Genomic DNA, 21,549 nt, shown 5'->3' on the forward strand with positions numbered 1-21,549 from the left:
TAGGTGCGATTCTATTGCTGCATGGAGCCTCCGGCCCGCACACATGTCCTTTTGTCTTTTAAAGTAAGTAAATTTAGACTAAATTATCTACATGACATCGAAACTTATTTATAAAGGCGACCTGAGAACACTGGCAACCCACTCATTATCAGGTACCACTATCGAAACAGATGCTCCACCTGATAATAATGGAAAAGGAGAACGTTTCTCTCCAACAGACCTGGTAGCTACGGCAATGGCAGCCTGCATGTGCACGCTGATGGGTATAGCCGCACGTACGCATAATATTAATATTGATGGTATTGAATGTGAAATAGAGAAAATAATGGCTTCCCACCCGCGCCGCATTAGCGAGGTGAAGGTGGCAATGCATTTCCCTAAGGATATTACCTACACTGATAAGGAAAAGAAAATTCTGGAACTGGCCGCTCTGACTTGCCCGGTTATAGAAAGCCTGCATCCCGACCTGAAGAAAACGGTGACTTTCGACTGGCTATGATTTGACGATGCTTAGTCCTATGGCGCAGTTAAGACAACGTTTTTTACTACAGTAGTTATTGTATAGTTGTATCTGCGCCTGCGATTGGGAGGCATTGGCAGGAGGCCAGTTGTTGTTTGTCCAGGTGTCAATGATGTGGTTGCGCTCCGCAGGTAGTTCATCCAGCAATTTTAAAGCTATTTCCTGCTCTGCTTCTGTAGATTGCTGGCTTGCATACAGGAATTTTATAGGGGCAATGGTATTGATGATGATATTCTGAATGGACGACTTGCCCAGGTTCTTCTTGCTGTCCTTTTCTGCCGCTTCACCAAAGTTGTAATGTGTTTCCCAGTAATGTCCTGCACGCACATCAAACAAGGGCTGAATCTCCTGTACAGTGCTTTTTTCAATGATGACTGAGAACAGGTGTACCGACTTATGTATCAGGGCCGCAAACTGTGCAATGCGTATGGTAGGGAAGTTGGCGGGGCGCAGCCGCATGTACTTCCAGCTATGTGCCGGTATTGGTGTCAGTTTGTATTTTTTGCGCAGGTAATCATATTCTGTTTTCAGTGCACTGGGATAAACATCATCTTCAATATTTTCCAGCATACCTGCCTGTCCGTACAGCAGTGCTTCTACCTGCAAAAGGTTTTCCCTGTGTTTCGCCAATATGTTCAAAGGCAGTGACCTTGCCAGTGCGAGAAAAGCATCTGCATTCACTTTAAATCCAAAGTTAGCAGCCAGCCGCCAGTAGAGCAGGCTGCTCCAGTCCCCTGCCGATTCGTCCAGCAGTTCCTGCCAGGTGCCCAGCTTTTCTTCCCAGCGTTCGGCAAGCAATCGTGTCAGCCAGCTGTATTTGATAATGTCTTTTACATCTGCGAGGTGATTAGCGCAAGGCAGGTCGCTTTTTGCATACGACAGGTATTCGTACTTAGCGATAACGTCCTGAGATACATAAGGAGCAATGCATAATACTGGTGTATTGGCAGGGCCTGCATCCGCATCATGCTCATGCACAATGTGCAACACGATGTTTTTATAGGCCTCATCACCTTCGTGGCCGTGTTTCTCCCAGTCGCTGCTGCGCACGTGTATTTCCACATGCCCGGCAAGGGTGGTGTTACCCACTTTTATTTTAGCCTCTAGGAAGTCAGGACCGGCATCCGTATTATACCTGCCGGGGTGCACCACGGTTATGGGTTCACCCTGTATGGTTTTCAGTTCTGTTGGCGAATAAAGGCTGTATTGCCAGATGGTATGTAATAGACGTTCCTGCATGGTTACAGGATGAAGTTACAAATAAGCTGCCATTTGTTGTTGATAGTCTGCGGCGGCTTCGCCTGCTTTTTCTGCAAAGTCGGTTCCGTTGCTTACATATATTACTCCGCGCGATACATTGATCAGTATGCCCGCATCGTTGTTCATAGCGTTGCTGCAAACGGTAGCTACATCGCCACCTTGTGCGCCAACACCCGGCACCAGGAAGAAATGCTCAGGCAACAAACTGCGCACATGTTGCAGTTGTTCTTTTCTCGTAGCGCCTATCACGAACATTGTATTGTCAGGAGAACCCCAGCTCGCGACGGTCTTCAGCACTTTTTCATACACCAGTTCATTTCCACTTGGTTGCAGCTGAAAATCAGCACTGCCTTTATTAGAGGTGAGTCCCAGCACTATTGCCCAATGACCGTCAAATTGCATGAAAGGTTTCACGCTGTCTTCGCCCATATAAGGCGCTACTGTAACACTATCAAAAGGATAGGTGTGGAAGAATGTTTTGGCGTATTGCTCTGCCGTATTGCCAATGTCGCCGCGTTTAGCGTCAGCTATAGTAAATATATCTTTGGGAATATATGCCAATGTCTTTTGCATGCTCTCCCAACCCTTTATGCCCTGCGCTTCGTAAAAAGCGGTATTCAACTTATAGGCGACAGTATAGTCTTTTGTCGCATCTATTATAGCCTTGTTGAAGGCAAATGCCGGGTCGGGCTCAGACACCAGGTGTTGTGGTATCTTCGTCAGGTCGGTATCCAACCCGACACATAATACTGATTTCTTATCCCTGATTGTTTGTATTAAAGCAGCTCTGTTCATTGGTGCAAAAATAACCTGATTATTGATACTTACCTGTTTTGTCTTCTATGGCCATGTCTTTTTCGTTGCTGCGGTGCAGTTTCATATTCACCAGCAGGTTTTTGGCTCCGGCTGCATAACATGCTTCCTGCATATCGTTTACCAGTTGCATTACCGTTTCGTATGGGCCCTCAATAACAGTTTCAAAAGGGCATACTACATATTTCAGTCCAGACTGCTGCACTTTGGCAATGGCAGCATCTATCGTACTATATGCTTGTTCTTTATCCATATGCAGGGGCAGTATCTGTATCGCGAGATTTACGTTGTAGCTCATCATTTACATGTTTAGGCTGCAAATGTAGCTTGGATATGTCCGGTTACAAAAAACTACCCATAAGCCCGTGTTAAGAAAACTTAAGCTTATATAGATAAATACTTTTTTGTAGCTACATCAATCATGGTTATTTTCGCACATATCCATCAAAAAAGTACATATTATGAAATACATCACTCTTGCACTATTATTATTAACAGGCGTTGCAACTACATCATTTGCACAAGGCCTGAAATTACCTGCGCTTAGTCCTACAGCTAAGATCACGCAGGCATTCTCTACTTCTGAAATTACCATTGATTACAGTCGTCCTTCTATGCGCGGCCGTAAAATATTCGGCGGGCTGGTAGCATATGGCGAGGTATGGCGTACCGGTGCCAACGCTGCTACAAAAGTTATGTTTGGTGAAGATGTAAATGTAGGTGGCGTAGATGTTAAGGCAGGTACGTACGCTTTATACACTGTACCTAATGTTAATGAATGGGAGGTTATCCTGAATAAAGGTGTCGGCAACTGGGGTACCGGCGGTTACACTACCGATGATGACGTGGCACGTTTCAAAGTGAAACCAACCAAATTCAACAATGCTGCGGAAACTTTCACTATTACAATAGATGATATCACTTTCAATAGCTGTGACATCACTTTGAAATGGGAGAACACTAAAGTGGTGATACCTGTTAAAGCGAACAACGCAGACCGTATTGCAAAAGACATTACTAAAGCAGTTGAAGAACCAAATATTCCTTACTACCAGGCAGCATCTTACTACAACGAAACAGGCCAGAACCTGGACAAAGCACTGGAGTATGTGAACAAGGCTTTGGAAACACGCCAGGATGCATTCTGGATGTGGAACCTGAAAGCAAGGATCGCCCAGCAGTTAGGCAAAAAAGACATTGCTATCGAAGCTGCAAACAAAGCGATAGAAGTGTCAAAAGGAAGTGCTTACGAGGCAGAACAGAAACGCAACAACGAGGCGATCATCAAAGCAATGTCTGCTAAAAAATAAAACAATTCATAAGTATATATATTTACACCCACAGCCACACACTGTGGGTGTCTTATTTTAAACAGGTTATGAAAAGATCAATATTCAGCATTTTATTATTGGCGTTACCCTTATTCACCTTAGCACAGCAGCTACGTCCTGCTACGTCGGCACAGATATATCACGAGCTGAACCAGCTGAAAAGTTTAACAAACGTACTATACCTGGCGGCTCATCCTGATGATGAGAACACACGCATGTTGGCGTGGTTGGTTAACGACCAGCATATACCTACTGCATATCTCTCGCTTACACGCGGCGATGGCGGGCAGAATATCCTCGGTCCGCAGTTAGGCCCGGCGTTGGGTTTAATACGCACGCACGAGCTGTTGGAGGCTCGTAAGCTGGATGGCGGTGCCGGGCAGTATTTTACGCGCGCTGTAGATTTCGGTTTCTCAAAAACATCAGACGAGACATTCAAACATTGGGACGAAGAAAGGTTGACCGGAGATGTGGTTTGGGTAATGAGGCAGTTTCGCCCCGATGTCATAATATGTCGTTTTCCGCCGGATGAAAGGGCCGGTCACGGACAGCACGCCGCCTCTGCTATAGTAGGGCATAAGGCGTTTAATGCTGCAGGTAGTGCAGATAGCTTTAAGGAGCAATTCAAATATGTAAAGCCATGGCAACCCAAACGCATATTCTTTAACGCTTACCGGTTTGGCGATAGGAATACTACCAGTGAAGACCAGTTCAAACTGGATGTGGGACAGTATAACAGCCTGTTGGGTATGGGCTATGGAGAACTGGCAGGTATCAGCCGCAGCATCCACCGCAGCCAGGGGGCAGGTACCCGTAGTGTGCCGGGCGTGCAGACCGAATACCTGGCACTGGTAGATGGTGAACCTGCAACTAACTCAATTTTCGACGGCATAGATATTACATGGGGACGTATTGGCCGAAAAGATATTGGGGAGAAAATAGAGAAGATCATCAAAGCTTATGATTTTACACATCCCGAAAAAAGCCTGCCTGCGCTGTTAGCATTGTACAAGGAGGTGAAAGACATTCCGGATAACGATTGGAAATACCGCAAGATGAAAGACCTGGAGGCAGTGATATTACATGCATCGGGTTTCATGGCTGAGATAGTAACAGACAAGCCTGAAGTGACAAGAGGAGAGATGGTACCTTTTTCAATTAATGTTATCGCTCGTAGCAAAGATGTGAAAATAAAACTACTGGATATCAAATGCCTGGAAACGGATACCGTGTGTTATATGTTTTTGCCTTTTGATGAACTGGTAACCTTTAAGCGGAGTATAAGGATACCCGGTGATGCCTCATATACCGAGCCATATTGGTTATCACAACCACAAACACAAGATGCTTTCTACCCGATACCCGACCCCGCGCAATTGGGCATGCCTGAAACACCGAACGAACTGACAGCTACCACACGTGTCCAGGTGGGCGATGAAACTTTCCTGGTCGAAATTCCATTATCTTATAAAACAACCGACCCTACACATGGCGACGTTGTGGAGCAATTACGTGTTGTGCCTGAAATAACGTTAGATTTTACTTCGGGTATGTACTTAATGGCTGATAACGGGGATATACAAACAACCGTACATATACATACAGAAAAAGATCTTAAAGGTGCTTCTCTGGTTGTGTCAAATGCGGTGATAAGCGGTATGGTAAGAAATATTGATCTTGCTGCAGGCAAAGACACTACGATAACTGTTACTATTGCATCAGACCATACCAGTGGCAGGCCTGATGATAAAGAGGTTGAGTTGTATGCAAGTGTAATAGATGGCAAAAAAATGTACGACAAACAACAACACACTAACAAATACGAACACTTGCCAACTTTGCAATACTACACACAACCGCATGCAAAAGTATTGATGAAAGCATGGGAATGTAAGGCGAAGAACATTGCCTATATAGAGGGTGTAGGCGATGATGTGAGTGAGATACTCAGGTTTGCCGGTATGAAGGTTGATGTGTTGAAGAATGAAGATATAACTGCAGCTAATCTTGCAAAATATGACGCAGTGCTGGTAGGTATTCGAGCCATAAATGTAAACGAACAAGCACCTGTCTGGATGCCCAAACTAATGAAGTATGTTGAAAATGGTGGTACACTGGTCATGCAGTACAATACCAACCACAGCCTGAATACCAAAGACATCGGCCCTTATCAGTTTTCGTTATCGCGCGACCGTGTAACGGAAGAGGATGCAGAAGTGACCATATTGAATAAAGAGGACAGGTTGCTGAACTATCCTAACAAGATAACTAAAGCAGACTTTGACAACTGGGTACAGGAACGTGGATTGTATTTCGCAGATAAGTGGGATGAGCACTACAAACCATTGTTCAGTATGCATGATGCCGGCGAGGAACCGTCTAAGGGAAGTACTTTATATACTAAATATGGCAAAGGTTATTACATATACACACCGTTGTCATTTTTCAGGCAGTTGCCTGCAGGTAATGTGGGTGCTATTAAATTATTGTGCAATTTTTTGTCGGCGGGTAAGTAGATTTACTAAACACAGATAATATCTGATGAATACAGAACCTGTACAAAACTGGAACAAATGGTACATAGCTGTGCTGGCAGTATTGCTGGTGCAGATAGTTCTGTATTATTGGTTCACGCAACACTGGGCATGAGTATAATTGACTGGATAGTATTGTTGGCGACACTTTCAGGCATCATATTATATGGTGTTTATAAAAGTCGTAACCTGCATGGTTCAGCTTCATACCTGCTGGCCGATAAGAATATGCCCTGGTATATTGTATTGTTGGGTATCATGGCCACACAAGCCAGTGCTATTACATTTATTTCGGCACCGGGGCAGGCATATACCGATGGTATGCGCTTTGTGCAATATTACTTCGGCCTGCCCATAGCTATGATCGTTATCAGTGTCAGCTTCATACCTATCTTTCGCAAACTGAATGTGTACACCGCCTATCAATACCTGGAAAACCGTTTCGATCAACGTACACGTGTGCTCACTTCAGTATTGTTCCTGTTGTCTCGCGTGTTGTCTACAGGTATCAGTATATATGCGCCGTCTATTATCCTGTCCTCCATCATGGGGTGGAACATATACCTGACCAATACGATCATGGGCGGGTTATTGCTGGTTTATACTTATAGTGGTGGTGCCAAAGCGGTAGCGCATACCCAGAAGCTGCAATTTCTTATTATTCTTACCTCTATGGCTATAGCCGGTTTTATGGTCGTTCAGCAATTGCCGGATGGTTTAAGTATGAGTGATGCATTGTATGTGGCGGGCAAGTCCGGAAAGTTGAACGTAATTACTACAGACTTTAGCTGGGATGATAAATACAATATCTGGAGTGGTATCATAGGAGGGTTCTTTCTTGCGCTGTCATATTTTGGTACAGACCAGAGCCAGGTGGGGCGGTATATATCGGGCAAGAACCTCAGGGAGAGCCGTATGGGGTTGCTCATGAATGGTATGGTCAAAATTCCCATGCAGTTTTCTATCTTGCTGATAGGCGCTTTATTGTTTGCCTTTTATAGTTTCCAGTATGCACCGGTTTACTTCAATCAGCAGGCCTATGGCAAACTGAAAGAGAAAGACCCGCAGGCTGTTGAACGCATTGAAACGGAATACACTAAACTGCGCTCTACATACGAACAACAGGCAAAGGCCATTGCCGCCAACAGGAATAATAACGAAACGCTTGTGGCAGACTTTAAAGCGACACAACAACAAATAACCGTTTTACGTGATTCCGTTCGCGAGCATATCAATCGCGCTGCCCCCGCTTCCGATAATGGAGATACCAATTATATCTTCCTGTATTTTGTGAAACACAACTTGCCCAAAGGGCTTATTGGTTTATTGTTCGCTATCATATTCCTGGCGTCATGGGGGTCAATATCCGCCGCGCTTAATTCGCTGGCATCATCATCTATGATGGATATACAGCTGCTGAATAACAAGCAGGAACTCTCAGAAGCGCAACAGGTCCGTTTGGGCAGGCTGCACACCCTTTTCTGGGGGCTGTTCAGCATCGGGGTGGCAATGTTCGCTACGCAAATGGGCTCGCTTATCGAAGCTGTGAATGTACTTGGCTCCTTGTTCTACGGTACCATTCTTGGCATCTTCCTCGTGGCTTTTTATATGAAAAGAATAGGAGGGAAGGCCGTATTCTATGCCGCAATAATAGCCGAGGTATTGGTTGTTATTATCTATGCTATGAACTGGGTCTCTTTCCTCTGGCTGAATGTGATAGGCGCGGCACTGGTCATGCTGATAGCTTTATTGATTCCCGGAAGAAACACTAAGCTGTCTTAGGTACTACTCAGGGAAATACTCACAACTCACCCTGTTGAACTTATAGCTGTATTCTCCGTCTTCAGGGATGTAGGGTTGCCCGTCTTTACTCACAGCTGTTGGCTTTTGTAGTAAGGCATTTTTCGTCATTTTGAATGACACAGGTATTTTATAAAACTGCTTGTCTTTTATAAACGTCCAGTCAGCAGTAATAATACCATCTTTGATGGTTCCGTTAAGGTCTCCCTGTGCGGGTGGCTCGCCAAAGGTGAGGTATTTTAATATACCGGTCACCTTATCTCCCTGCTGTATGATACGTACTGCATTAATATTCCTGTTTTCATCTCCTTCCGTCAGTACGTAACACAAAGTGTCAGGAGCGGGCATTGTTTTTTCTTCTTTTGCAGCTTCCTCAAATATCGCATCGGCGAGGGTGTCTTTGGGCTCGGCAACCGCTTCGGTTACTTCGGTATTAGTTTCAGTGTCTTTGGAATGATTCTCCTCGCCCGCATTGCATGAGGTAAACATCAGTATAGCCGGTATCAAAAGAAAGTGCTTCATGATGCTAAAATAAGTATTTGCACAGACATTTGGCCCGGCCGCAAATTTCTGCAACTTAAGGTTAATATCCTGCATGCTGATTATTCGTTGAGATTTGCTATTTTGACAATGTATCATGGCATTAAGTATTTTCTGGTTTTCGGTATGTGTGCTGGCAATATTATACGCGGGCACAAAACTTTCTTATTACGGCGATAAGCTGGCCGACATTATGGGCTGGGGCAAAATGTGGATGGGTATGATACTCATGGCCGGGGTCACTTCATTGCCGGAGTTGGTTACCGGTGTCAGCTCTATACAACTGGTCGACTCGCCGAACCTTGCCGTAGGTAACGTGATAGGTAGCTGCGCTTTCAATATACTGATACTCTCCCTGCTGGATGTCTCATTTCCCAAACAACCACCCATAACATATGTAGCACAAACAGGCCATGTGATAGCTGCTGCGTTCGGAGTAGTGTTGTTGTGCGTGGTGTCTTTTTCTATCATACAGCCGGGTTTGTTCGGGCATATAGGCTGGGTTGGTGGTGATAGTTTAGTTTTCATATTCATTTACTTTTTTGCCATCAGGGCGGTGTATAATTACGAGAAACGTCCGAAGAAAGATGAGGCGGTTGCTACGGCTTCTGAAGAGGTGGTGAACTACAGCAAAACCTTCATCATCAGCCGCTACCTGTTCTTTGCGCTGGTGGTAGTGGTGGCGGCCATTTTCCTGCCATACTATGGCGACGATGTAGCTAAATACGCCGGTATAAGCGAAGGCTTTTTCGGTACCGTGTTCCTTGCGTTCTCTACCTCTCTGCCCGAGATAGTAGTGAGCGTGATGGCCGTGCGCCAGCGCTCTATTGATATGGCGGTAGGCAATGTCCTGGGTAGTAATGTGTTCAACATTTTTGTACTGGCCATAAATGATATAGTATATACCAAAGGCCCGCTGATGGAACATATAGAACCCACATTGATGATACCCGCCCTGGGCAGCATACTCATTACTACCATTGGTATCATAGGGCTGGTGTACAAAAGCAAGTTCAAGTGGGTGATGGCTGTGGATTCGTTTTTCATACTGGTGGTTTATATACTCATGATGCGGGTGATGTTGCTATCTGGTGGATGATGTTTTAGATATTGGATAATAGTTTTTTGTTTTCACTTTTGACTTTTTACTTATCATAGATATTGTCCCGTATAGCTTTCTTTTACGTCTTTCAAGCCTTTGGGTACGCCTGAGTAGAGGATGTGCCCCCCGCCGGCACCACCTTCGGGGCCTATGTCTATGATATGGTCAGCGCTTTTTATTACGTCCGTATTGTGCTCAATTACTATGATGCTGTGCCCCTGTTCTATTAACGCATCGAAGGACGAGAGTAGTTTTTTGATGTCGTGGAAATGCAGGCCCGTTGTCGGCTCGTCAAAGATGAAAAGTATCTTATCCTTGCTGTTGCCCTTGCCTAAGAAGGAAGCCAGTTTTACACGTTGCGCCTCGCCACCACTCAGGGTATTGCTGCTTTGCCCCAACTTCACATAACCCAGCCCCACATCGCTGAGGGGCTGCATGGCTTTTACTATTTTATCTTCTCCTGCAAAGAAAGCCAGTGCTTCGTCCACGCTCATCTCCAGCACATCATACACGTTCTTTTCGCGGAAGGTTACTTCCAGTACCTCATCTTTAAAACGTTTGCCCTTGCAGCTTTCGCATACCAGGTGCACGTCCGCAAGAAACTGCATCTCCACTACCACCTCGCCGTCGCCCTTACAGGTATCGCAGCGGCCGCCGTCTGTATTGAAGGAGAAATGCTTGTCTTTAAATCCACGCATTTTAGACAAAGGCTGTTTGGTGAACAGTTTCCTTATCTCGTCCCACGCCTTGATGTAGGTAACGGGGTTGCTGCGCGACGATTTGCCTATCGGGTTCTGGTCTACCATTTCTACATGGGTGATGCGGTCAATATCGCCGCCCAGGTATTTGTGCAGACCCGGCCTGTCCGTCCCTTCGCCAAAGTGTTTTTGCAGGGCGGGGTAGAGGGTCTGTTTTACCAATGTTGTTTTGCCGCTACCACTTACGCCCGTTACCACGCACAATACATTCAGCGGAAAACTTGCGTCTACATTCTTCAGGTTGTGCTGACGGCAGCCCTCCAGTTGTATATGCCCTTTGGGTTTGCGCAACACTTTGGGCACGTCTATTTTCATAATGCCTCCCAGGTACTTGCCCGTCAGGCTGTGCTCGTTGGCCACTATCTCGTCAAAGTTGCCCTCGGCTACTACCTCGCCACCCAGGTGGCTGGCCAGCGGACCCATATCTATGATGTGGTCGGCCTCGCGCATCATCAGTTCGTCGTGTTCTACCACCACTACCGTGTTGCCCAGGTCGCGCAGGTTTTTGAGTACTTTTATCAGTCTTTCCGTATCGCGGCTGTGCAGGCCAATGCTCGGCTCGTCCAGTATATACAGCGAGTCGGTCAGGTTGCTGCCCAGGAATTTTGTCAGTTGTATCCGCTGGCTTTCTCCACCACTCAGCGTATTGGCCAGGCGGTTGAGGGTTAAATATCCTAAGCCCACATCCAGCAAAGTCTTCAGTCGCTGGTTGATCTCTATGAGTATCCTGTAGGCAATTTTACTGTCGTGTTCGTTCAGTTCCAGTTGGTCAAACCACTCACTCAGGTTGGTTGCGGGCAGGTGCATCAGGTCGGTGATGGTCGTATTGTCCACCTTTACATATTGCGCGTCCTTACGCAGCCTTGTGCCCTTACAGGTAGGGCATGTGGTGCGGCCGCGATAGCGCGCCTGCATCACACGGTATTGCACCTTATACAGGTTCTGCTCTACCATGGTAAAGAAATCGCGGATGCCGCTTACCTTATCATTACCCTCCCACAGCAGGTCCAGTTCCTTCTGGTTCAGGTCCGATATGGCCTTGTGTATAGGAAAGTCGTACTTCGTGGCTGTGCGAACGAACGCGTGTTGCCATTCCGCCATCTTCTCGCCACGCCAGCAGGCTACCGCACCTTCGTGCACGCTCAGGCTCTTGTCGGGTATCACCAGGTCTTCGTCCACGCCCAGCACCATGCCGAAGCCCTCACACTCGGGGCAGGCACCATATGGATTGTTGAACGAGAACAGGTTGGGGGTAGGCTCTTCAAACACCATACCATCGGCCTCAAACCTGTTGTTGAAATTCTTTATCTCGCCGCCGTTCAGCTCCAGCAGGCATTCGCCCTCACTCTCGTAAAAGGCGGTTTGTATACTATCGCCCAGGCGGTGAATGTCATCCTCTTCAAATTCCTTGGTCACTATACGGTCTATCAGCAGGTAGTTGTTCTTTTGGGGCAGTTTTGCGGTGCCCTCTACCAGTTCTTCTATACGGTAAGGTTTGCCATCGTCTTTGGCATATATGCGGCTGAAGCCCTTCTGCATCAGTATGTTCAGTTCTTCCTCTACACTGCGGCCGTAGTGCGTTACCAACGGCACTATTATCTGCACCTTGATGCCGTGTTCCAGCGTTTCCAGGTAGTCTACCACGTCGGTCACGGTGTCTTTTTTTACCTCCGTGCCGCTTACGGGCGAGTAGGTGCGGCCCGCACGGGCAAAGAGCAGGCGCAGGTAGTCGTATATCTCCGTCATGCTGCCCACGGTGCTGCGCGGGGTGCGGGTGCTTACCTTCTGCTCTATGGCAATGGCCGGGCAAATACCGTGTATAAAGTCAACCGCGGGCTTGTCCATACGCATCAGGAACTGGCGGGCGTAGGCGCTGAGGCTCTCCGCATAGCGGCGCTGCCCCTCGGCAAACAGGGTATCTATGGTGAGGCTGCTCTTGCCGCTGCCCGATACGCCCGTTACCACCACCAGCTTGTTGCGGGGGATGGCCACGTCCACGTTCTTCAGGTTGTGCATACGTGCACCCTTGATGAATATGGAGTCGTCTGCCGTTATCCTGTCTTCTGCCTTTTTGGTTGCTTTCTTTGTTGCCATAATATGCCGGGTAGCAAAAATAAGGTTTTTAGCCCTGCTGTTTTTGTTAAGTAATGTGTTTCCGGGGTTTAACCGAAAGTTAGTATTTGTTTTTCGCAATAGGTTGATAATAAGCCTGTTGCAATGTGAACTGTTAAGTTTTGTTAAGTAAAACGGATAACCGTTTGCACTTAACAAAACATAAAAAAGTCCCGCTTGTTGCGGGACTGATAAGATATAATGTTTTTGTATGTGTGGTGGGTGGGGCATGGTGAGATAGCGTAGTTGTTTACTATAGTCCCGCAAAGCGGGATTTACGTAAATGCATTCACATTTACTACAACAAATATACGTAAAATTATTGTTTTTACCTATTCTTTTTTTGATTTTCTCCGCTGTTCGAAATGTTCTGCAAGGCATTTCGAATATATAAATGGAAAGCCGTTCTTAGAACGGGAATCGTGTTGCTTGAGTTGTACAGTTGTCATGCGTTTATTTGCCGAACTACAGTCCAATAAATACCGTTTACAAAACGGCTTTGATTATGTGTTCAAGATGCCGTTCCGAACATCTCGAACAGCAGGGGTAAAAATAGGAAAGTCTTAACAGATATGAAACTTTTCGTCCAGCCCATAATTGTAACTTTAGTAACTATTTCTACATTCTGTAATTTTTCAATATATGCTCACAGTATTCTCAAATATTTCTTGCGCTATTGCGGGGAAAGTTTCTAAACATTCTGATAGAGTGACAACATTTAACATTAACGATGTTGGCAGAGTGGATATAACTAGTGCTAAACATAGACATATCCTCGCCATATATAAAAAGGGACAAAGACGCTCATGGTATTTTAGAGTTGATCAATTGAGTGCGTCAGATGTCATGGATTTGATAACGCGCTGCCGGGCTTACAGGCCTTGATGTCTGTATGCTGTATTTATAGTTGACATTTGCAAACTACGTTTACCAATCCGCTGTTCGAAATGTTCTGCAAGGCATTTCGAATATATAAATAGAAAGCCGTTCTGAGAACGGCAATCGTGTTGCATGAGTTGTACAATTGTAATGCGTTTATTTGCTGAACTACAGTTTAATAAATACCGTTTACAAAACGGCTTTGATTATGTGTTCAAGATGCCGTTCCGAACATCTTGAACAGTAGGGGGTTTAAGATGCCTTCAGAACATCTTGAATAGCAGAGGTCTCGTGCTTAAGAAGACTTTAGAAAGAATCACTTGTCATAAATATGACTTACTGTAACAAGTGTCATAAATGGCTGACAATTGCCTTTATTGCGTATATTGTTAATATGAAAGGGCGACATAAAGAACAATATATTGATGATATTCTGTCTAAAATAGTTTTCAAAAGAAATGGTGAGTTTGCATATCCTGAATTTAGACTAACAATCAAAGAATTGCATCTTACTGAAAAGAGATGGGACAGCGAAGAAGAAATCGAGCGTTCAATTAGAAAATTAAATGCAGAAAACATCGATTTAAGTTATAAAAATTTGAATCGTGAATACGAAACAGTAAATACTGAAAATTGGTTTGAATTTCTTATCTCCACAGATTATCCAATAGAATCATCGTTTGTATTAAGAGGTATAGATATTACAGTCGTTGTTGAAGATCTCGAGGAGAAATTGAATGTATTAGATGGGGTAAAAGGTGAAAATAAGTTAATACCTATTGAGATGAAGTCTCTAGTGTCAGGTGTTCACAAACTTCTGTCGTTTAAAATAAACAGTAAATACTATTCAGATGCCGTCAGGCACTTTGAGAGTGTTCACGCACTACTAAAAGGAATACTGGAATACTCTTATGCACAAAATCACTTTTTGTGGAAAAATTATAGCCATGAACGGAATGATAGCAGTTTTTTCTACCCACGTTTTATACTTGTTATTGCAAATGGTTTTATAGAAGTACTAAAACCAAGCAAATACACATCATCTACTTCAAAACCAATCGATCAAACAGGATGCAAACTACGATTTGGAAAAATCCTTGATAGTTTTAATAGAACAGATGTTGATATGCAGATGTATAAGTTTCTTTCTGATGTTTTTAGATTATACGGACTAGGTAAGGATTCAAAAACAGGTAGGGAAGCTTATTTGTTATTTTGGAATGTATTAGAAAAACTCCTTTATCCTTTTGAAAGTACGGGTAACACAAATGAAATTTTGAAACGTGCTAAGGTTTTTCAATTTTTTGGTTTCATGCAAATGGAACACATCTTTAAACAGCTTGCTATAATTAGAAATGATTTAGTTCACCGAGGAGTGGACTATGTTGAAGAGTTGTACATTAGTTATTTAAATACCTTGTTACATAATATTATCGAATTCTTATTTGACAATTTGACGATTATTAATTCAAAAGAAAGACTGGAAACATTTTTGCAATTTAGTTCAATACCTTATTCGAATATGGTTGAAAATATGGATATGATTAAGGGGATAATGAAACAGAAAGTATAGTTTCTGCACCCACTGGCGCGGATGTTCCGCAGGGCATCCGTGTCTTACAGGTCACCCGGTCTCCCGACCGGTATTCGAGGTGCCTGTGCCTGAATATAATTGAGCTGTTGATGATGTACTAAACTTTTGCACCCCGAATGCCGGTTGCAAACCGGATAACTTATTTGACACAGGTGCCTTTACGAACACCTGCGCCAGCGAGTGATATTTTATTATCTTGCTTTACAATTGAACCTTATGAACAAGCTCATCATATTCCTATGCCTGCTTTTGGTGTGCGCTTATCCATTGCGCGCGCAGTACTATCCTGACGAGGGTATCAACATAATCAGTAAAGATGAAGAGATAACCGGTGCTGAGCATATATCCATCATCTCTTACTATCTGCCTGTAAAGCCTGAGGATGCGGATCTTGGTGCCGTAGTGCATGGGCTGGCAGAACAGGCCAGGGCGGCAGGCGGCAATGTGGTAAAATTACTGAGCTTGAAAACACTGGTGCCCGGGGACAGTTTGCTCTGCTATGCTGTAGTGATGAAGATACCCGACCCGGTTTATCCGCATTATGTTTTCCAGGATGATTTTTATTTTGTTATTGTAGATGAGTTGATAGAACATCCGAAAACAGAATCAAAAGCCTACTTTTTTACCTCGCCGATGCGGAGTAACAGGATACTGGATGATGACCGTGGTTTGTTGTTGACGATGGAAGATTCATTCAGTTGTTTTTTTGAAAAAAATACTGTGTGCTCGCGCACCGTATCAACACAACCCGGTGGAGAGTTGTATTATTTTATGATGACGGCCGGCGAGGATGATGAGCCGGAGTCAATTGAAGTACACTACAAAGATGGCTATCATATATGTAAGGTGTACGAAAGACTGAATGCTTTGAAAGAGAAATGAAGCGTTGCTGTTCTTAGTTTGCTGACGTGGGCTTGTTAACTGTTCTTCAGTATCTCCTGCAGTTTGGCACGGTCGTTCTTGTAGGCTTCTATCCTGCCAATGTTGGTCAATACAAAGCCATATAGATATTCGTTGTACTCATCGGGTTTGTGGAGGCGCATGTTCGACAGGTTGATCCAGATAGATTGCAGTGTTCTTATAGGCCCCCATGGAATACCCCACCAGCCGGCTACAAGTGAGCCAGCAAGAGCTGTTGCATTTTTCTTTTTCAGGCAGGACGGACAACCCACCCTTACTCTTTTCTCGTAGTTGGTCAATATAATAAGGCTGATGACCATGGCCGTGACCGTAGCACTTAACTTTTCGGTATTGGCGTTGCAATGAGGACAATTGAGTGTGCTGATGATGTTGCAGTATGATCTCAGATCATCCATGGTGTACTTTTTGTTTTGCGCATCTATGGCTTTGGCTATATGTTCCCCAAGTGCTCTTTTGTCTATTTCTTCTTTGGCTATCTGTATGGCTTCGGGTGTTAATCCATTTGCATTTTGTGTGGCGAGGTGCAGTAGTTCATTATCAGGCATACGGGACAACTGCTCACGTATAAATTCAGGGTTCATTCCTTTGCTCATAAAAAGGTTGTTAAGGTTGTAACAAGAAGTAGGTTCAAGTACCAAACATAATAAATTTATTTATTGAATTGCCGGTCCCGATACCAGTTTTGGTATGTTCTATATTCGTGTAGCTACATTTATTGCTTATGTCGATATTGTAAATCCTTATGCATGCGCGTGTATGGTGTTCCTAATTTTGCCTCCACAGAACACTTACAAGAACTAAAGATCAAAGCAATGAAACTATTAAGTGAATACAAGCTGGGCGGCATTACACTAAAGAACAGGGTGGTAATGGCCCCGATGACACGCTCTAGAGCCATAGGTAATGTGCCTAACGAATTGATGGCGGAATACTACGCACAAAGGGCAGACGGCGGACTGCTGATAACGGAAGGAGTAGCCCCATCGCCCAATGGTTTGGGTTATGCGCGCATACCGGGCTTGTATAGCAGCGAGCAGGTAGCAGGCTGGAAGAAAGTGACCGATGCCGTACATGCAAAAGGATATTTGCGCAACTGATGCACACGGGGCGTATTGGCCATATAGCCAATCTGCCTGAGGGTGGTGAGATAGTAGCACCCAGTGCTATTGCTGCCAAAGGTGAAATGTGGACGGATGCAGAAGGTATGCAACCACATACTGTGCCTAAAGAGATGACCGCAGAGGATATTCTGAAAACACAGGAAGAGTATGTGCAGGCAGCTAAGAATGCGATCGAAGCCGGATTTGACGGCATAGAACTGCATGGTGCCAATGGCTACCTGCTGGACCAGTTCATCAACCCGGGTTCTAACCAGCGCACAGATGCATACGGAGGTTCTATCGAGAACCGTGCCCGCTTTGTGATAGAAACAGCGCAGAAAACAGCCGAAGCAATAGGAGCAGATAAGACGGGTATCAGGCTGTCGCCACATGGTGCGTTCAACGACCTGTATCCTTTTGAGGGTGTGAATGAACAATATGAATACCTGGCCAAAGAACTGGGCAAACTGAACCTGGTGTACCTGCACATAGTAGACCATTCGGCGATGGGTGCACCGGTAGTGCCTGAACAACTGAAGGAAAAAATGAAGGAGGCCTTTGCCGGTACTATCATATACAGCGGTGGCTTAACAAAAGAATCTGCGGAAGAAAGGTTGCAGAAAGATGATAACGGCCTGGCATCGTTCGGTAAGCCGTTCCTGGCCAATCCTGACCTGGTGAGCAGGTTCAGGGATGATGTGCCGCTGAATCATGAACTGAAGATGGAATTGTTCTATACACCCGGCGCTGAGGGTTATACGGATTATCCGTTCTACAGTGAGAATTAATTAAGAGAGGTTGGTTTTTTGTAATAGTAAGGAAGTGGCGCCTGCAAGGGCGCCACTTTGTTTAACGGAGCGCTAACTTGTTTTTCCTTATTTTTGAATGATAACCAATTGATACATATCCTGATGAGGCTTTTAAATACATTGTTACTTTCCGCATTGACCCTGTTATTGTTTGCAGGTAAACCTGCCATGGCACAACACGAGAAAAACGGGTTGACCTGGTATACAGATATTACCAAGGCATATGAAGCGTCTAAAAAAACGAATAAACCTGTATTTGCGTTCTTTACCGGCAGCGACTGGTGCGGGTGGTGTCATAAGCTGGAAAAGGCAGTGTTTGTAAAAGAGGGTTTTAAGACATGGGCAAAGAAGAATGTGATACTGCTGGAGGTGGATTTTCCGAGAAAGAAACAATTGCCTGAAACGTTGGCGAGTCAGAATGCGGGGCTGCAGAATTTTTTCCAGGTGCAGGGCTATCCTACTATCTGGATATTCACGATGGAGAAGGACACGGTGAATAACAAGTTCAACATTGCAGCATTGGGCTCGTTGGGTTATCCCAGGTCGGCACCCGGGCAGGAAGAAGCAACCTTTCTTACTAATGCCAATAATATCCTGAATAATAAGCCCAAGAGCTAGTGATCACTCCATATTTATCGGTGTAATGTAACAACCCAATTTGTTCACGACAGCAGCGGAAGTTTTACAACAAAGGTGCCATCCTCAGGCCCGAAAGAGATATTCATGTTCGTGGCCAGTTTATATCGTTTGCTGATGTTGTCCAGACCCATACCGTTGGGTTTGCCCGTACTCATTTTGGGGTGGATGGGATTAGTGACAACAATTTCCTTTTCGTCGGCTGTGATGGTAATAACAAGCGGTTGCGCCAGCGAGACTATATTGTGTTTGATGGCATTCTCTACCAGCAGTTGCAGCGCCAGGTAGATGATCTTTTTTTCTTTTGCCACCGCCTGCGGAATATCTTGTTTTACTATCAATGCGTCTCCAAACCTGCTTTTCTGGATGTGTATGTAGTTGTTGAGTATGTCCAGTTCTTCAGACAGGTTGACCAGGTTCCGGTCAGGGTGGGCGAGCATATTGCGGTACAGGTCAGATAAGTGTGCTGTATAGTCAACGGCAGTTTTCGGGTTCTCTTCGATCAGGTTAGTGAGTGTATTCAGGCTATTGAACAGGAAATGCGGGTTGACCTGGCTTTTCAGGTATTCATATTCAAATACTACGCGTTCGTGCTTCAGGTTGGCTATTTGTTTCAACTGGCGTTCGCGCCAGCGCACATAAAGGTATGCCAGGATAATACAGGAAGCGATAGCCAGTATAATGAACCAGGGCTGCTTGTAAAAAGGTGTCGCTATGGTGAAGCTGTAGTTGTCTTCAACAGCATGAGCAAAGTCAGGATAAGTAGAAGCCTGTACTGTAAATTTATAATCGCCCGAAGGCAGGTTGGGAAAGGTTACAGATGTCTCGTCCGTATTTATCCAGTTATCGTAATAGCCGGATAGTTTATAACGGTAATGCAACGATTTTGTGTTGGTGAAATTGATGCCTGTATACCTGAAATTGAAATAATTCTCGCTGGGTTTAAAATGATCATGGTCTGCCGGCTGGGTAAGGAATACGTAGGTATTCTGTGCCTGCTCCGAGGAGTCGAACAATGAAGGTAGTTTGCCCGCTTTTTGTATTATCGTCAGCTTGTCAAGGTAGTCGCTACGGGTGATGCCTTTGTTGTGGTTATAAAAATCAAGCACACTTTCCACCGCAGCAAGTGCATTGCCGGTACGGCTTCTGTCGCCGGTTTCCATAGCGTGTTTTATCCAGCCTCCTGTGTAAATAAAATATAGTTCCCTGTCTGCATTCTGGAAGTTGACCAGGTAGTCGGGCATATGAACGACGATATCTTCATTTTTTTGTAGCCAGAACATCAGGAAGTTATCGTGCCTGGCACGCAACTCATGTTCGGTATCCAGTGGTGTGTTTTGCAACCAGTTGATGGTGGGCAGGACAAGGTTGGTATAGTTGTTATAATTCCAGCGCTGATCCAGCACAAGCGACCGTGGAATGACACCTGTGTCCGTAGAGGAGGCCCGGGCTCCTGTTATGGTTAGTAAGCTCAAAAGCAGGCATATCAACAGCCTGTAGAATGGTAACATGAAGTAAATATATCATTTTTAGTTCAATGAGAAATGGAGGGAAAGCTTATGATATGATATTAGTCATCGCACAGGTTGACAACTGTCATGCACGACATTGGTAAAGTTGCTGAAATTCGTATGGTATAACTACCACGTTATGAGAAGATTTTTTTTAAGCATAGCCATTCTGCTTAGTGTGTTGCTTTCCTTCGGTAATAAGGCGAAAGCACAGCGCACTTCAGTCACATTCAGTGTTTTTTACGACGAGTTGTCACCCTATGGTGTTTGGGTAAACGACCCGCAATATGGTTACGTGTGGGTGCCTGATGCTGTTTCAGGGTTTCAACCTTATTATACCAACGGCTATTGGCTGATGACCGAATATGGAAATACGTGGGTGTCGGGCTATCCATGGGGGTGGGCTCCCTTCCACTATGGCCGCTGGATATATGACGCTTTCTATGGTTGGGTGTGGGTGCCCGGTTATGACTGGGGACCGGCATGGGTATATTGGAGGTATGGCGCGGGTTATTATGGTTGGGCACCACTGATGCCGGGATTTGCCGTTACAGTATCGATGAATGTGTATACCTGCCCTATGGACTGGTGGGTATTCCTGCCTCCTCAGTACCTGTATAAGCGGAACTTTACCTATCATGTTCGTGACAGGAGGTATAACCTGAATACCTATAACCAGACCACTATTATTAACAATACTTATATCAATCGTAATACAACATATGTTTCAGGACCAACAAGGGATGATTACCGCAATGTGTCGGGCAGGGATGTGGACGTATATACAGTGAAGGATGGAACGAGGGAGAACAGCACGTATGTTAAAAAGAATACCGTTCATATCTACAGGCCTGAGATCAACAAGGCCGATAATGTTCCCGCACCAACTAATACCATACGCAATACAAGATCGGTAGGTGAGCCTGTGCCTGTAAGTACGAATAAGGACAGACCTGCACCTTTTGTGAGGGAAACGGAACAAAGCCGTCCGTCAAAACCTGTAACACAGCCTGTACAAAGAGAGCCTGAGCAACGTGTTCCCAGGCAAACAACACCTGTGCAGGCTGTGCCACAACGTACTACCCCTGTTCAGAGAGAGCCGCAACGTAGTACTCCTGTACAACGCGAACCTGTGGAGCGTACTACTCCGCAAACACCCCCGCAGCGTACAGCGCCGGCACGTACACCCCGCAGTACGACTCCCCCTAACAGAACAGAACCCGTAAAACAGGACAGGCCGACCTCCAGGCCGCCCCGGGAACGATAGTGATGGTATTTGTATCTTTATGTTGATATATGTGATGTAAATAAACATATACCAGGCTTTAA

General features: G+C 45.1%; 16 protein-coding genes and 1 pseudogene. 10 read left to right on the forward strand and 7 right to left on the reverse strand.

All coding sequences use genetic code 11. From position 1 onward, the window contains the following. Positions 1 to 91 precede the first annotated feature (91 nt). Complete coding sequence (locus tag H6550_06120; protein ID MCB9045696.1) at positions 92 to 499, forward strand: OsmC family protein; 408 nt, start codon at positions 92 to 94, stop codon at positions 497 to 499. Here H6550_06120 and H6550_06125 read toward each other — a convergent pair. Genes H6550_06125 through H6550_06135 form a run of 3 tightly spaced genes read right to left on the reverse strand, consistent with a single transcriptional unit; the run spans position 494 to position 2,891 of the window. Next, a complete protein-coding gene (locus tag H6550_06125; GenBank protein ID MCB9045697.1) occupies positions 494 to 1,759 on the reverse strand; it encodes a DUF2851 family protein in 1,266 nt (421 codons plus the stop codon). The two genes, H6550_06120 and H6550_06125, sit on opposite strands and share 6 nt — an antisense overlap. A 15-nt stretch (positions 1,760 to 1,774) precedes the next feature. Further along, positions 1,775 to 2,575 carry an orotidine-5'-phosphate decarboxylase gene (gene pyrF, locus H6550_06130; protein ID MCB9045698.1) on the reverse strand — a complete coding sequence of 267 codons (801 nt, stop codon included), beginning with the start codon at positions 2,573 to 2,575 and terminating at the stop codon, positions 1,775 to 1,777. 19 nt (positions 2,576 to 2,594) lie between these two features. Beyond that, positions 2,595 to 2,891: a thiamine-binding protein gene (locus H6550_06135; protein MCB9045699.1), complete on the reverse strand. Its 297-nt coding sequence runs from the start codon at positions 2,889 to 2,891 to the stop codon at positions 2,595 to 2,597. A 163-nt stretch (positions 2,892 to 3,054) separates the two neighbouring features. Between H6550_06135 and H6550_06140 the strand changes: the two genes are divergently transcribed. From H6550_06140 to H6550_06150, 3 genes are all read left to right on the forward strand, one after another. Then, a complete protein-coding gene (locus H6550_06140) occupies positions 3,055 to 3,903 on the forward strand; it encodes a DUF2911 domain-containing protein (protein ID MCB9045700.1) in 849 nt (282 codons plus the stop codon). 68 nt (positions 3,904 to 3,971) lie between these two features. Next, complete coding sequence (locus H6550_06145; protein MCB9045701.1) at positions 3,972 to 6,440, forward strand: PIG-L family deacetylase; 2,469 nt, start codon at positions 3,972 to 3,974, stop codon at positions 6,438 to 6,440. Between the two features lie 129 nt (positions 6,441 to 6,569). Beyond that, positions 6,570 to 8,240 carry a sodium:solute symporter gene (locus H6550_06150; GenBank protein MCB9045702.1) on the forward strand — a complete coding sequence of 557 codons (1,671 nt, stop codon included), beginning with the start codon at positions 6,570 to 6,572 and terminating at the stop codon, positions 8,238 to 8,240. Positions 8,241 to 8,243: 3 nt separating this feature from the next. On the opposite strand, the gene H6550_06155 is transcribed toward H6550_06150, so the two are convergent. Next, positions 8,244 to 8,780 carry a hypothetical protein gene (locus tag H6550_06155; protein ID MCB9045703.1) on the reverse strand — a complete coding sequence of 179 codons (537 nt, stop codon included), beginning with the start codon at positions 8,778 to 8,780 and terminating at the stop codon, positions 8,244 to 8,246. A gap of 115 nt (positions 8,781 to 8,895) precedes the next feature. Here H6550_06155 and H6550_06160 point away from each other — a divergent pair, with 115 nt between their 5' ends. Continuing rightward, the gene (locus H6550_06160; GenBank protein MCB9045704.1) at positions 8,896 to 9,897 is read left to right on the forward strand and encodes a sodium:calcium antiporter; all 1,002 of its coding nucleotides are present in this window, start codon (positions 8,896 to 8,898) and stop codon (positions 9,895 to 9,897) included. A gap of 53 nt (positions 9,898 to 9,950) precedes the next feature. On the opposite strand, the gene uvrA is transcribed toward H6550_06160, so the two are convergent. Continuing rightward, positions 9,951 to 12,752, reverse strand: a complete 2,802-nt coding sequence (gene uvrA / locus H6550_06165) for an excinuclease ABC subunit UvrA (GenBank protein MCB9045705.1) — start codon at positions 12,750 to 12,752, stop codon at positions 9,951 to 9,953. Between the two features lie 1,291 nt (positions 12,753 to 14,043). On the opposite strand from uvrA, the gene H6550_06170 reads away from it, so the two are divergent. After that, entirely contained in the window at positions 14,044 to 15,222 is a 1,179-nt protein-coding gene (locus H6550_06170) for a hypothetical protein (protein ID MCB9045706.1), read from the forward strand. A 237-nt stretch (positions 15,223 to 15,459) separates the two neighbouring features. Continuing rightward, positions 15,460 to 16,125: a hypothetical protein gene (locus tag H6550_06175; protein ID MCB9045707.1), complete on the forward strand. Its 666-nt coding sequence runs from the start codon at positions 15,460 to 15,462 to the stop codon at positions 16,123 to 16,125. 35 nt (positions 16,126 to 16,160) lie between these two features. Here H6550_06175 and H6550_06180 read toward each other — a convergent pair whose 3' ends face one another. Then, entirely contained in the window at positions 16,161 to 16,757 is a 597-nt protein-coding gene (locus H6550_06180) for a hypothetical protein (protein ID MCB9045708.1), read from the reverse strand. 219 nt (positions 16,758 to 16,976) lie between these two features. Between H6550_06180 and H6550_06185 the strand changes: the two are divergent. Together H6550_06185 and H6550_06190 are read left to right on the forward strand one after the other, a co-directional pair. After that, a pseudogene (locus tag H6550_06185) lies at positions 16,977 to 18,052 on the forward strand (alkene reductase). A 189-nt stretch (positions 18,053 to 18,241) separates the two neighbouring features. Further along, positions 18,242 to 18,691, forward strand: coding sequence for a thioredoxin family protein (locus H6550_06190; GenBank protein ID MCB9045709.1), 450 nt, complete (start codon positions 18,242 to 18,244; stop codon positions 18,689 to 18,691). A 44-nt stretch (positions 18,692 to 18,735) separates the two neighbouring features. On the opposite strand, the gene H6550_06195 is transcribed toward H6550_06190, so the two are convergent. Then, on the reverse strand, positions 18,736 to 20,220 hold the full coding sequence (locus tag H6550_06195) for a histidine kinase (GenBank protein ID MCB9045710.1): 1,485 nt from the start codon (positions 20,218 to 20,220) through the stop codon (positions 18,736 to 18,738). Positions 20,221 to 20,359: 139 nt separating this feature from the next. Here H6550_06195 and H6550_06200 point away from each other — a divergent pair, with 139 nt between their 5' ends. Then, positions 20,360 to 21,487 carry a hypothetical protein gene (locus tag H6550_06200; GenBank protein ID MCB9045711.1) on the forward strand — a complete coding sequence of 376 codons (1,128 nt, stop codon included), beginning with the start codon at positions 20,360 to 20,362 and terminating at the stop codon, positions 21,485 to 21,487. Positions 21,488 to 21,549 lie beyond the last annotated feature (62 nt).

The organism is Chitinophagales bacterium, from assembly GCA_020636495.1.
Classification (GTDB): Bacteria; Bacteroidota; Bacteroidia; order Chitinophagales; family Chitinophagaceae; genus UBA5543.